The sequence below is a fragment of the Roseburia sp. 499 genome (assembly GCF_001940225.2).
Lineage (GTDB): Bacteria > Bacillota > Clostridia > Lachnospirales > Lachnospiraceae > Petralouisia.
Genome location: NZ_CP135164.1, coordinates 926182 through 940653, shown reverse-complemented (window position 1 = coordinate 940653; position 14472 = coordinate 926182). Strand labels below are relative to the sequence as shown.

General features: G+C 39.3%; 11 protein-coding genes. 2 read left to right on the top strand and 9 right to left on the bottom strand.

The genetic code is table 11. The annotated features are described in order from the left end of the window. Together rnr and secG are read right to left on the bottom strand one after the other, a co-directional pair. The gene (rnr, locus tag BIV20_RS04715; RefSeq protein ID WP_075718576.1) at positions 1-2139 is read right to left on the bottom strand and encodes a ribonuclease R; all 2139 of its coding nucleotides are present in this window, start codon (positions 2137-2139) and stop codon (positions 1-3) included. A gap of 172 nt (positions 2140-2311) precedes the next feature. Continuing rightward, positions 2312-2551 (bottom strand): preprotein translocase subunit SecG, encoded by a 240-nt coding sequence (secG, locus tag BIV20_RS04710; RefSeq protein ID WP_075718574.1) that lies wholly within the window; start codon positions 2549-2551, stop codon positions 2312-2314. A gap of 292 nt (positions 2552-2843) precedes the next feature. Between secG and BIV20_RS04705 the strand changes: the two genes are divergently transcribed. Then, positions 2844-4580 carry an IS1634 family transposase gene (locus BIV20_RS04705; RefSeq protein WP_075717394.1) on the top strand — a complete coding sequence of 579 codons (1737 nt, stop codon included), beginning with the start codon at positions 2844-2846 and terminating at the stop codon, positions 4578-4580. Between the two features lie 121 nt (positions 4581-4701). Here the strand turns inward: BIV20_RS04705 and eno are convergent, their stop codons facing one another. The 5 genes from eno to BIV20_RS04680 all read right to left on the bottom strand — a co-directional run bounded on the left by eno (position 4702) and on the right by BIV20_RS04680 (position 10689). Beyond that, entirely contained in the window at positions 4702-6021 is a 1320-nt protein-coding gene (gene eno / locus BIV20_RS04700; protein WP_075718572.1) for a phosphopyruvate hydratase, read from the bottom strand. Positions 6022-6157: 136 nt separating this feature from the next. Beyond that, positions 6158-6697, bottom strand: a complete 540-nt coding sequence (locus tag BIV20_RS04695; protein WP_075718570.1) for a GrpB family protein — start codon at positions 6695-6697, stop codon at positions 6158-6160. A gap of 178 nt (positions 6698-6875) precedes the next feature. Then, complete coding sequence (gene purB / locus BIV20_RS04690; protein WP_075718568.1) at positions 6876-8327, bottom strand: adenylosuccinate lyase; 1452 nt, start codon at positions 8325-8327, stop codon at positions 6876-6878. A gap of 20 nt (positions 8328-8347) precedes the next feature. Then, the gene (purF, locus tag BIV20_RS04685; protein WP_075718566.1) at positions 8348-9793 is read right to left on the bottom strand and encodes an amidophosphoribosyltransferase; all 1446 of its coding nucleotides are present in this window, start codon (positions 9791-9793) and stop codon (positions 8348-8350) included. Positions 9794-9810: 17 nt separating this feature from the next. After that, positions 9811-10689 carry a phosphoribosylaminoimidazolesuccinocarboxamide synthase gene (locus BIV20_RS04680; RefSeq protein ID WP_192848866.1) on the bottom strand — a complete coding sequence of 293 codons (879 nt, stop codon included), beginning with the start codon at positions 10687-10689 and terminating at the stop codon, positions 9811-9813. Between the two features lie 279 nt (positions 10690-10968). Between BIV20_RS04680 and BIV20_RS04675 the strand changes: the two genes are divergently transcribed. Then, on the top strand, positions 10969-11313 hold the full coding sequence (locus tag BIV20_RS04675) for a PilZ domain-containing protein (RefSeq protein ID WP_075718564.1): 345 nt from the start codon (positions 10969-10971) through the stop codon (positions 11311-11313). Positions 11314-11388: 75 nt separating this feature from the next. Here the strand turns inward: BIV20_RS04675 and gpmI are convergent, their stop codons facing one another. Together gpmI and BIV20_RS04665 are read right to left on the bottom strand one after the other, a co-directional pair. Next, positions 11389-12930, bottom strand: a complete 1542-nt coding sequence (gene gpmI, locus BIV20_RS04670; RefSeq protein WP_075718562.1) for a 2,3-bisphosphoglycerate-independent phosphoglycerate mutase — start codon at positions 12928-12930, stop codon at positions 11389-11391. A gap of 78 nt (positions 12931-13008) precedes the next feature. After that, positions 13009-14415 carry a CapA family protein gene (locus BIV20_RS04665; RefSeq protein WP_075718560.1) on the bottom strand — a complete coding sequence of 469 codons (1407 nt, stop codon included), beginning with the start codon at positions 14413-14415 and terminating at the stop codon, positions 13009-13011. Positions 14416-14472: the final 57 nt, after the last annotated feature.

Sequence of the window (14472 nt, the reverse complement as noted above, 5' to 3'; positions counted from 1 at the left end):
CTATTCTTCCTTTTCCGGCAGTACAAAGTCAATGGTACGCATAAACTTGTCAGCGTTATCTACCACTACTTCTATTTTCTGCCCTAATTTATAACGTTTCCCTGTAGCTTCTCCTACCATTTCATAGGTTTCTTCTTCGTAATGATAATAATCATCTGTCAGATTCGTTACATGAATCATACCTTCTATGGTATTCGGAAGTTCTACATAGATGCCCCAGGCAGTAATACTGGAAATAACACCCTCAAAAGTCTCTCCGATGTGTTTCTCCATATATTCTACCTTTTTCAGCTTTTCTGTTTCCCGTTCTGCTTCATCTGCCCTTCGTTCCATCTCACTGGAATGGGATGCCACATCCGGAAGTATCTTATCGTAATGCTCAATCCGCTTTTCATTCAGCTTTCCTCGCAGATTTTCCTTGATAATACGGTGAATCTGTAAGTCAGGATAACGGCGGATTGGGGATGTGAAATGACAGTAATACTGGGTAGCCAGTCCAAAATGTCCTGTACTGGTTACTGTGTATTTTGCCTGTTTCATAGAGCGTAAGGTCAAACGGCTAATTAGCGCCTCTTCCGGTGTATCCTCAATTTTGCCTAAAAGCTTCTGCAACTCCTTTGGATGAATCTCTTCCTGGCCGTTTTTAATGGTATATCCAAAATTATTGATAAAAAGACTCAACTTCTGAATCTTTTCCGGGTCAGGCGTATCATGGGTACGATATACAAAAGGAAGTTCCTGCCAAAAATAATCCTGTGCCACTGTTTCATTGGCAATCAACATAAAGTCCTCAATAATCTTGGTAGCTACATTTCGCTCATAAGGCTTTACTTCCAATGGTTTTCCCTGCTTATCCAGAATAATCTTTGTCTCCGGAAAATCAAAATCGATGGAACCTCTTTTTCTACGCTTTTCTCGCAAAATTGCTGCCAATTCCTGCATCAATTCAAACATTGGCACCAGTTCTTTATATTCTTCTATTTCGGCTTCGTCATGATCTACCAGAATCTTTTTCACACTGGTATAACTCATACGACGGTCTACTCTTACCACTGTTTCTGCAATCTTATGGTCTACTACATTTCCCTTTTTATCAATAAGCATAATACAGCTTAATGCCAATCGGTCTTCTCCTGCATTCAAGGAACAGATTCCATTGGAAAGGGTATGCGGCAACATAGGAATCACACGATCTACCAGATAGACACTGGTTCCACGTTCCAACGCTTCTACATCTAATGCACTGCGTTCTTGTACATAATTGGTAACATCCGCAATGTGTACGCCTAAACGATACTTATCGCCCTCTTTCGTAATGGTAATAGCATCATCCAAGTCTTTAGCATCTTCCCCGTCTATGGTTACCATCTGCCAGTCACGAACATCCATACGCCCTGCCATATCCGCAGTGCTGACAGGCTTTGCCTCTGTATCAGCCTGCTTTAGCACTTTTTCCGGAAACTCCACGGGCAAATCATATCCCTTTACAATAGACATAATATCCGTTCCCGGGTCGTTGATATGACCGATAATCTCCATGACCTTTCCTTCCGGCTTTCGATTCTTCTTCCCATAATCCGTAAGTTCTACTACTACCTTATGACCATCTACCGCTCCCTTAGAACGTTCTATCGGGACAAAAATATCCTGTCCGAATTTCTGATTATCCGGTACTACAAACCCAAAATTCTTGCTTTTCTGAAAGGTTCCTACTACCTGTACGGTTCCTCTTGCCAGAATCTTGACTACCGTTCCTTCCTTACGCTTTCCTTCTGCCACTTTTCCCGTAGACAAGACCACCTGCACCGTATCTCCGTGCATAGCACCGTTTACCTGTGTTTCCGGAATAAAAATATCTTCATTCTCACCTTCCACCGTAACAAAACCAAATCCACGAATATTTCCGGTAAAAGTTCCCACCAGAAATGTTCCCTCTGCTTTAGAATATTTTCCTCTCTTAGAAAGTTCAATCTTACCTTCTGCCATCAGAGCATTCAATACTTCCTCTAAATCAGGCCTGTCCTCTCTTGGAACATTCATGAGAATCGCCAGTTCCTTTATCTTCATGGGAACATACATATCATTACACATCAGTTCATAAACTGCCTGTTTTCTTTTCTCCAGTAATTCTTTCTCCATTTTCTCTCCTATAATATATATAAAGAATTCCGCTTAGGAAATTCGCCGCGCCCGAGCGGCGTCGTTTACGACTAACTTCATCTCCGCGAGGTGCGCATCCTTCGCGGAGCATTTTTATCCTATAGGATAAAAATAGACTGCCGGAAAATAATATCCCGACAGTCTTTCGTACTTAAAAACTTCCAATATTTAATACTGCTGCAATCACCAGAAACAAGATTACCAACACTCTGGTAATCTTCACGAGCATTCCTTCTACGGAACGACCTTTATTCTTGCTCCAGTATGTCTCAGAACTTCCTGCAATTGCGCCAAGTCCTGTCTGCTTGCCTTCCTGCATTAAAACGATAACTGTCAGTGCAATACTGATTATAATAAATGCAACCTGCAAAACTGTTTTTAATACTGCCACTTATCCTACACCTCCTGAGGCTGTCTTCATTCACAACTTAGGATATTGTATCATAGCGTCTAAAACTTGTCAAACGGATTCTTATACTCAGCCACACAACCTAGCTGTTCTTCGATTCTAAGAAGCTGATTGTACTCGGGTCTTTGACACTTGATTTTTTTACATTTTAATACAAATCCTTTATTTAAGCCATTCTGGGCTTATTTTTTTGTCAAATTTTATGATTTTATACGTGCTCTTTTGTACTCTTTGTGGTATAATATAAGAAAAGACATATCGGAGGATAATTCTTATGTATATATGTATTACTGGCAGCAAAAATAACAAAGATGTTTATATCAAACAATCTTACCGCAAAGATAATGGAAAGACTTCTTCCCGCATCTATAAGAAACTCGGAAAATACAACGATCTTTTAGAACAGTTTTCTGGAGACGAAAAAGAAATGATGGCATGGGCTAAAAAGGAAGCCGAAAAAGAAACAAATCTTTTTAATCAGAGAAAAGAGAAAGTGTCCGTTTCTTTTTCACCTCTTTCACGCATTCCATTGGAGGAAGATAGATTTTTTAATGTCGGATATCTGTTTTTACAGCAGCTCTGTAGCGAATTAAGACTGGATAACATCTGCAGAAACATTCGTACCCGCCATAAATTCAACTATGATTTTCATGCCATCCTTACAGATTTGATTTATGCCAGAATTCTTTCCCCATCCAGTAAACTGAGCAGCTATTCTTACTGCCAATCTCTCCTGGAACCACCAAAATATTCTCTTCAAAATCTGTATCGCGCACTCTCTGTTATTGCACAGGAATCCGATTTCATACAAGAAGAGCTCTACAAGAACTCTAACTTCATACATCCAAGAAATCAACGTATCCTCTATTATGACTGCACGAATTACTACTTTGAAATTGAAGAAGAAGACAGCATCAAAAAGTATGGAAAAAGCAAAGAAAACCGTCCAAACCCGATTGTTACTATGGGCTTGTTTATGGATGCAGATGGCATTCCTTTAGCCTTTGACATTTTTCCTGGAAATCAGAATGAGCAGACAACATTAAAACCATTAGAGAAAAAGATTCTTCAGGATTTTAACTGCAGCGATTTTATCTTTTGTTCCGATGCGGGTCTCGGCAGTGCAGACAACCGACGTTTTAACAGCATTGGAAATCGTTCATACATCATCACACACTCTTTGAAAAAAATGAAAAAAGAGGATCGTGATATTGCCATGAATCCAACACAGTTCCGAAAAACAGGAACAACTTCATTTGTTGATCTTCGCACTTTGGATGAAACAGACGAAGAGGTCTTCAACTCTATCTATTACAAGGAAGTTCCCGTTGTTACAGGAGACATGGATGAGACCCTCATTGTCACCTACTCTCCTAAATATAAGGCATATCAGAGAAAAGTACGTGCCCGTCAGATTGAACGTGCCGAAAAGCTTATTGCCTCTCCGGGTTCAAAGCGAAAAGGAAAAAATCAAAACGACCCTATGCGCTTTGTCAAAAAGACATTAGTCACTACTGATGGCGAGATTGCTGAAAATCAGGTCTATGGGCTTGATGAAGATTTGATTCGAAAAGAAGAGCTATATGATGGCTTCTATGCTGTTATCACAAATCTTGAAGGAGATATCAATGAGATTATAAAGATCAACAAACAACGCTGGGAGATTGAAGAAAACTTCCGTATTATGAAGACGGAATTCGAAGCACGGCCTGTGTACGTTAGAAGAGATGACCGTATCAAGGCTCATTTTATGACATGTTATATCAGCCTGCTTCTCTATCGTCTGCTTGAGAAAAAACTTGAATCAGACTTCACCTGCAGCCAGATATTGGAAACCTTAAGAAATATGAATGTGACACTGTTGTCAAAAGACGGTGGATATATACCATCGTATAAACGCACAAAACTTACCGATGCTTTACACAATGCATTCGGATTTAGGACAGACTTTGAATTCCTCTCAAAAGCTTTCATGCGAACCATCATAAAACAAACAAAACAGATTAAATAGCATAATCAAAAAATAGCACATATCGCTACGAACAAAAAAACAGCCGCAACCCTTGAAAATAGTAGGGTTGTGACTGTCTTATTCTTTTCCAAGTGTCAAAGATGGGATTGTATCATAGCGTCTAAAACTTGTCAAACGGATTCTTATACTCAGCCACACAACCTAGCTGTTCTTCGATTCTAAGAAGCTGATTGTACTTCGCGGTACGCTCTCCACGACATGGAGCTCCCGTCTTAATCTGTCCGGCATTTACTGCTACTGCCAAATCTGCAATAAAGGTGTCTTCTGTTTCTCCTGAGCGATGGGATATTACTGCACGATAGCCATTTCTGTGGGCAAGTTCAATTGCTTCCATAGCTTCTGTCAAGGTTCCAATCTGATTTACTTTTACTAAAATGGCATTGGCTGCTCCCATCTTAATTCCTAAGTCCAGGCGTCTGGTATTGGTAACAAACAAATCATCGCCTACCAGCTGTACTCTTTCTCCGATACGCTCCGCCAATGCTTTCCATCCATCCCAGTCCTCTTCTGCCAATCCATCTTCAATAGAGATAATAGGAAATTTTTCGATGAGTTTTTCATAATAGTTTATCATTTCCTGCGTATCCCGTACCACTTCTTCTCCCTTTAATTTCGATTCCCCGGGAAAATGATACATTCCTGTTTTTTCATTATAAAGTTCACTGGATGCTGCATCTAATGCAATCTTAAAATCTTCGCCCGGGACATATCCCGATGCCTTCACTGCCTCCATAATCAGTTCCAGCACTGCAAACGTATCCGGTAAGTCCGGTGCAAATCCACCTTCATCCCCTACTGCAGTAGAAAGTCCTTTTTCTTCACATATTTTTTTCAGGTTATGATAGACCTCCGCACACATACGAAGTGCTTCTTCCCATGCTTTTGCTCCTACCGGCATAATCATAAATTCTTGAAAATCTACGGTATTATCAGCGTGACGGCCTCCATTTAAAATATTCATCATGGGAACCGGCATTCGTCTCGCATTGGTTCCCCCAAGATATTGGTATAAAGGCAGTTCCATGGCTTCTGCCGCTGCTCTTGCCGTTGCCAGAGACACACTCAACATAGCATTTGCTCCTAAGTTGATTTTGTCATCCGTTCCATCTTCTGCAATAAGGCACCGGTCAATTTCCACTTGATTCAACGCATTCTTTCCTATCAATATTTTGTTTATCTTGTCATTGACATGTTTCACTGCCTTTTGCACACCAAGTCCAAAGTAACGAGGCTCCCCGTCTCTTAATTCCACCGCTTCAAACTGTCCGGTCGATGCTCCGGAAGGTACGGAGGCACGCCCTTTGGTGTGCTTTCCGGTAGTAACAGTCTGTACGGTAACTTCTGCTTCCACGGTTGGATTTCCTCTGGAATCCAACACTTCTCTTGCATGTACGTCTGTGATTTTCAAACAAAAGCTCATAATTTTCTCCTTTCGCATATGCTAATATGCTTCAACTTAATACTTTTCTTTGTATCAGTATTTACCAGTTAGAGAAAATTTATGCTTTTTATCAAAAACGAGACGAAACTCGCGTAAATTAGAAAGTGGGAGTTCGCTATTGTTCCTTACGCCATTCTTCTGCACACCGTAAGATATCTTCAATAAGCGCACTCTTGCCATTTGTATACGCAATCCTATCCTCTGGATATATCTTAGCTAAACGTTCTTTTAGTTCTGAATACTCCTTAGCTCTATCCTCATGTGCATTCAAATAATCACGCATATTAATATAATTATTCCAGTTCTCTTGTCCCCAAATAACCACATGAATATAGTGTGTTTGAATACCGTTCTCTATATCTCCACAAAAATATAAATGTTGCCCAGGATGGTCTTCTCTACGATAGACTATCCCTTTTTCCTTTAAAACATCATTATGCTGCATGATTTTATCAAAACTACTGACCCCAACGACAATATCCACAATGGGTTTCGCACAGATACTCTTTATTGATGTACTACCAATATGTTGTGCATCAATAATATCTTCCTTCAATACTTCTTTCAATATTCCTATTATCTCTTGAGCTGATATTTCCCACTCAATTCTATGTGGTTCAATTGCAACAGTTCCTATTTTTAATCCTAATGGCATATTATTCTCCTGCAAATTTCGATTTGTCAAATTCATAAAATATAAATTTTTCTTTATCATCAATGATAACATAAAAATAAGCTGATGTATATTTTTTCATTAATATACATCAACTCATTTAATAAACATACTTTGTCTGCACGCTAAAAGATTCCCGTTTCCGGGAATCTTTTTCGACTTATACATTAATCTCTGCTGTCATTCCAAGTACATCTTTATTTTTCTCAAGTACCGGATTTACTACGTTCTGAAGGAACTTCTCTACCTGCAACGGAGCACGTCCTACATACTTAGACGGATCCATAGACTTCTGAAGTTCATCCAATGACAAATTGAATGCAGGGTCAGCAGCAATCAATTCTAACAGATTGTTGTCTTTTCCTTCTACCTTAACATTCTTGCCTGCTTCCATAGAAAGCTGACGAATCTTTTCATGCATTTCCTGACGGTTACCACCGTTCTTTACTGCGTCCATCATAATGTTTTCGGTTGCCATAAATGGAAGTTCTGCCATCATGTGCTTGCGAATTACCTTATCATATACTACAAGTCCATCTACTACGTTGAGGCACAAATCTAAAATTCCATCGATTGCAAGGAATCCTTCCGGAATGGAAAGACGCTTGTTTGCAGAATCATCCAAAGTTCTCTCAAACCACTGAGTAGCAGAAGTAATTGCCGGATTCAATGCATCCACCATTACATAGCGAGACAAAGATGCAATACGCTCAGAACGCATTGGATTTCTCTTATATGCCATAGCGGAGGAACCAATCTGATTCTTTTCAAATGGCTCTTCTACTTCCTTTAAGTGCTGTAACAAACGAATGTCATTAGACATCTTATGAGCACTTGCTGCGATTCCTGCCAAAACATTAGCAACTCTGGTATCTACCTTTCTGGAATAGGTCTGACCGGATACTGCATAACATTCCTCAAATCCCATTTTCTTTGCAATCATAGGATCAATCTTATCGATAGTCTCCTGATCTCCTGCAAATAATTCCTGGAAACTTGCCTGTGTTCCTGTAGTTCCCTTAGAACCTAACAGTTTCAGACTGTTCTGTACATATTCCAAATCCTCTAAGTCCATAATAAATTCCTGAGCCCAAAGAGTCGCACGCTTTCCTACTGTAGTAGGCTGTGCCGGCTGGAAATGTGTAAATGCCAGTGTTGGCAGGTCTTTATAAGCATCTGCAAACTTACCAAGTTCTGCAATTACATTTACCAACTTCTTATGAACAAGCTTTAATGCCTCATTCATAACAATAATATCTGTATTGTCACCAACATAACAAGATGTTGCTCCTAAATGGATGATTCCTGCTGCCTTTGGACACTGCTGTCCATATGCATATACATGGCTCATAACATCATGACGTACCAGTTTTTCTCTTTCTTTGGCTACATCATAGTTAATATCATCCACATGGCTCTTCATTTCGTCAATCTGTTCCTGTGTAATGACTGGTTTTCCATTCTCGCTTAATCCCAATTCCATTTCTGTTTCAGCAAGGGCAATCCACAGTTTTCTCCATGTACGGAACTTCATGTCCGGGGAAAAAATGTACTGCATCTCTTTACTTGCATAACGTTCAGATAATGGGCTGTTATATCTATCTGTTGACATATTGTGTTCTCCTTTTCTACTTATTTCTCGTAGTCCCCGCGAATATCTTCTTTTGGCGGTTCCATTGGATATTTTCCGTTAAAGCATCCGGTACAAATTGGAAGTCCCTCTGACAATTCTGTCAGGCGGTCGATTCCAAGATAACCAAGGCTGTCTGCACCAATAATATCACGAATTTCTTCGATGGTACGATTATAAGCAATTAACTGTTCTCTCTCCGGAATATCGGTTCCAAAATAGCATGGCCATAAGAATGGTGGAGAAGATATTCTCACATGCACCTCTGTTGCTCCTGCTTCACGAAGCATCTTTACAATTCGGTCGGAGGTGGTTCCACGTACAATGGAATCGTCAATCATAATGACACGTTTTCCTCTTACCGACTCTTCTAACACATTTAATTTTACCTTTACACTGGATTCGCGATTGCTCTGCTTTGGCTTAATAAAGGTACGACCTACATATCCGTTCTTTACAAAAGCTGTTCCATAAGGGATTCCGGATTCCATGGAATATCCAAGTGCTGCTGCGTTACCGGATTCCGGTACACCAACTACTAAATCAGCTTCTACCGGTGAATCCATAGCAAGAAAACGTCCTGCTTTGATTCTGGAGCCATATACGCTTACGCCGTCAATATGGCTATCCGGTCTTGCAAAATAAATATATTCAAAAATACATCTTGCTTCCTGCTCTTTTGGCAGACACAGACTTGTATCCGACTGAATTCCTTCCGGTGTAATTGTTACAATCTCTCCCGGAAGCACATCTCTTACATACTCTGCACCAATGGTATCAAGGGCACAGGTCTCGGATGCCAAAATATATGCATTATCACGTTTTCCAATACAAAGAGGCTTGAATCCAAACGGGTCTCTTGCTCCAATCAGCTTTCTTGGACTCATAACAACCAATGAAAACGCACCCTTAATCTTTCTAATCGCACGTCCCACTGCTTCTTCTACAGTCTTGCTGTTCAAACGTTCTCTTGCAATATGATATGCAATTACCTCAGAGTCAATGGTTGTCTGGAAAATTGCTCCGGTATATTCCAAATCATGGCGAAGTTCTTTCGCATTAATTAAGTTACCGTTATGCGCTAATGCCAATGTTCCTTTTACATAATTCAACACCAAAGGCTGTGCATTTTCTCTGGTAGATGCTCCGGCAGTAGAGTAACGTACATGACCTACACCGATATCTCCCTTCATTGCCTCCAGATTCTCTTCCGTAAATACCTCATTTACCAGTCCCATTCCCTTATAGGAAGTAACCTTTCCCTTAGGACCACTTGTCTCACTGACTGCAATACCACAGCTTTCCTGTCCTCTGTGCTGTAATGCAAACAATCCATAATATATGGTGGAAGCTACATCATTTCCATCAAAATCATACATTCCGAAGACGCCGCACTCTTCATGCAATTCATCTCCTGAAATATTTTTTTCTATCTTATCGTTGTTCATAGATATCTCCAGTTCTATTATACAAATTTTTTACCGGTTAATAATTCATATGCTTCTTTATATTTATCTACTGTCTTGTCTACAACTTCCTGTGGTAATAAATAATCACTGTCCGGATTCTGTTTCAACCAATCTCTTACAAACTGCTTATCAAAGGATGGCTGTGACTTTCCTGATTCATATCCTTCTAATGGCCAGAAACGTGAACTATCCGGTGTCAACATCTCATCTCCCAGAACGACTTTTCCATTTTCATCCAAACCAAATTCAAACTTAGTATCTGCAATAATAATACCTTTGCTTAATGCATACTCTGCACATTTTTTATATAATGCAATCGTACAATCTTTAATCTGCTGTGCATAATCAGCACCTTTTCCCGGATAAATCTTCTCTAATACTTCTACACTTCTTTCGAAGGAAATATTCTCATCATGATCTCCAATTTCCGCCTTAGTACTTGGTGTGTAAATCGGTTCCGGCAACTTGTCAGACTCTTTTAATCCTTCCGGAAGCTTAATTCCACAAACAGTTCCGTTTTCCTGATAACTTGCCCAACCACTTCCTGTAATATATCCACGTACGATACACTCAATTGGAAGCATCTCTAACTTTTTGCACATCATGCTATTACCATCAAACTTTTCATCCTGGAAAAATTCTGGCATATCTTTTACATCCACGGAAAGCATATGGTTCGGCACAATGTCTTTTGTAAAATCAAACCAAAACTTAGACATCTGTGTAAGGATTGCACCTTTCTTTGTAACTTTGTTCTTTAAAATAACATCAAAAGCAGAAATTCTGTCTGTCGCTACAATAATCAGATTGTCTCCGTTATCATAAACTTCACGTACCTTTCCTTCTTTTACCGGTTTAAATTCCTGAATACTCATTGTTATCCTCCATTCTCACTTTCCTAATATTGCACCTAATCCATGCACATTTTAACATTCGTTTTGATTATAATACAGTCTCTTTCCTTAAGTCAATGAAATTCCTATGAGATACCCTTTTCTTATTTGTAGAAAATTTTTGATGTTTCTTTAGATATTTTGTATAATTTAGTTGTTTCATAAGTTGTACTTATAAAAATTCTTATTGGCTCTTATCTTGACGAAGTTCTCATATTCTGCTAAGGTATGCTTAGACAACTACAGGAGGATTACAAAACTATGATAGAAAAACGAAGAAGTCTTAGAGTTCCCATACATCTCACCTTAAGCATCTGCGACCTTTATAAACAGGATGTTTCCGGGATTCATCATCTCGAAGCTCCTATTGATGTTACTGATATTTCAGAGCACGGTGTAGGCTTTACTTCGGAATGTATTTTGCCTCTGGATTATTTCTTCCATGCTTCTGTTAATTTTAATGATGGAATTACATATACCGCAACTCTTCAGATTATTCGCTGTGATATTATAGATGCTTCTCACTATGCTTATGGTGGAGAATTTGTAAATCCTCAACCAGATTTACTAAAAAAAATTCGTGAACATGATTCTATTCGTTCCTAATATAAAATTTTATGTAAAAAGCGCAGTCCCTATAAAAAGGTTCTGCGCTTTTTTATTAAGTACAACTTCTTATTCTTATTTTCTTACCAACAGAGACTTTCCTGTCATTTCTGCCGGCTGCTTCATTCCCATAATCTCAATAAGAGTTGGAGCAATATCTGCTAAACATCCACCTTCTCTTAAAGTATATGCCGGGTCATAATTTACTAAAATAAATGGTACCGGATTTGTGGTATGTGCAGTAAAGCTTTCACCGGTTTCATAATCCAGTAACTGTTCTGCATTTCCGTGGTCTGCACAAATAAACATAGTTCCATCCACTTCCTTAATTGCTTCCACAGCTTTTCCAACGCAAGTATCTACTGCTTCTACTGCTGCAATTGCTGCTGCCTCTACTCCGGTATGTCCTACCATATCCGGATTTGCAAAGTTAATGATAATTACATCATATTTGTCAGACTTAATAGCATCTACCAATTTATCGCAAACTTCATAAGCACTCATTTCCGGCTTCAAATCATAAGTTGCTACTTTTGGAGATTTTACTAAAATTCTGTCTTCTCCCTGATTTGGTTCTTCTACGCCACCATTAAAGAAGAAAGTAACATGCGCATATTTCTCTGTTTCAGCAATTCTTGCCTGAGTCTTTCCATTATCAGCAAGGAACTGACCAAAAGTATTTGTCAACTCTACCTTATGGAATGCAACTGTTTTATTTGGAATGGTTACATCGTATTCTGTGAAGCAAACATAAGTTACATCTTTTCTTGCTCCTCTATTAAATCCATCAAAATCATCTGCACAGAAAGCTCTGGTAATTTCTCTTGCACGGTCCGGACGGAAGTTAAAGAAGATAACAGTGTCTTTATCATTTACAGTTGCAACCGGCTTTCCGTCTTTCTCTACTACAGTAGGTACTACGAATTCGTCTGTCACATCCTCTGCATAGGAAGCTGCTACTGCTTCTACTGCATTAGAAACTTTCTTTCCTTCTCCATTTGCCACTGCATTATAAGCTGCTTCTACACGGTCCCAACGATTATCACGGTCCATTGCATAGTAACGTCCGGTTACAGAAGCAATTTCACCTACACCGATTTCTTTCATTTTGCTTTCTAATTCTTCCATAAATCCTTTACCGGAAGTTGGTGCAGTATCACGTCCATCCAAGAAGCAATGTACATATACTTTTTCAATTCCTTCTCTTTTTGCCATCTCTAAAAGTCCGTATAAATGTGTATTATGGCTGTGTACACCACCATCAGACAACAATCCATATAAATGAAGTGCAGAATTATTGTCCTTTACATTTTTCATTCCTGCCAGTAATGCTTCATTCTTGAAGAAATCTCCATCTTCGATTTCCTTCGTAATTCTGGTCAATTCCTGATATACAATTCTTCCGGCACCCATATTCAGATGTCCTACTTCGGAGTTACCCATCTGTCCATCCGGAAGTCCTACTGCAAGTCCACTTGCATATCCTCTTACAAATGGATATTCCTTCATCAATGCATCAATATTAGGCTTCTTTGCTTCATAAACAGCATTTGCCTTATGTTCTTCATTTAAGCCAAATCCATCCAGAATCATTAATACGGTAGGTTTCTTACTCATAATAGTCTCCTCTTTCTTTAAAATAATATTTGTTTATATTTAGCCGTAGTAATTCATTAATTCCCAACGGCACTCTGTCTATTCTTCATATACATAGCCTTCACTATTCACAGTAATTCCCGACGCAGAAATCTCCTGCATAAAATCAAGAATTCGCTGTTTTTCTCCTGTCTCTTCTACCAACGAGGTAACACCTCCGCGCTGAATACATGGCAGGAATCGAAAATCTATCTCATTGGTATCTGTATGAATAACAACCTGAGATAATCCCGTATCCAGTGTTTTATCATTAAACCAAAAATTTCCGAGACTGTAAATAATAGGCTTTCCATTATAATACTCAAATCCCTGAAGGCAATGCGTATGTCCACCAATAATCACATCTGCTCCCGCATCTATAAACTGCCGTCCCAGCGTAACCTGATCACTTCCATAGTGATTCGTTCCTTCCGTCCCCCAATGAACAAAAACAATCACATAGTCACTGTTTTTTCTTGCCTTTTCAATCACAGTAATAAACTTGTCCGGATTTAAGGTCTTTAACACTCCCGGACTATTCTCCGTTGCTTCTTTCGTATAATTGGTGGAACGTTCTATCTGAGTAGCCGATACAATCGTAATCTTGCGTCCATTTGCAATAAAAGAAACCGGCTTCATGGCATCTGCAAGATTTCGTCCAGCTCCTACATAAGGAATTTCTGCATTTTCCAAAGTTTCCAACGTATCTACTAAAGCCTCTGCTCCATAATCATACACATGATTATTTGCCACAGATACAATATCCGCTCCAAGAGTCTCTAGTACCTTTACGCGCTCCGGATTCGCTCGAAAAGTATATGTCTTTCCTTCCAATGGCTCGCCCCTTGTGCTATAGGTATATTCATTATTTATCATAAGAATATCTACGTTGCGCATCTCTTCCAGCAATGCCGATGACATACAATCCTCCATGCCATTTGCCTGCGAATCCATATATTCTGTTGTGGACCATCCCTCAGAAAGATTAATATCTCCGGTAAAATCCATAACTACCTGTCCAATATCTGCACATTCCTTTTGATACACATTTTCAAGCGCATAACTTTGAAATCCTGTGTGCTCACAATACTCCAACCACAATACATGGATAGACTTTCCTGTAAACTTATACCAGCTCTCACAATCCTGCGGTTTCTCCATTACAGCATCTGCCAAACTATAAATACAATCCTCGCCATACTGTCCGGACAACCACATAAAAAACGATTCATCTACCAGATATCCACTAATAAATGCTCTGTCAGCACGGTCCAGAATCTGTTCTATTGCATCAGTCAAATCATTTATTTGATTTTTAGACACTTCTGAAATGTTGTTCTCCTGTACCGTTTCCGAAACCTGCTGCTCTATCGTTTCTTTTCTGTTCTCTTCTTTAACCCTTGCACAGCCGCACATCATACAACAGAACATCACCAGAAAAATCCCGGTTCGTCGTCTTTTGTTCATGAATGTACCTCATCTTTTGTTTCTTCATGCGGACTAAGTATAGCATATTTTTTATTT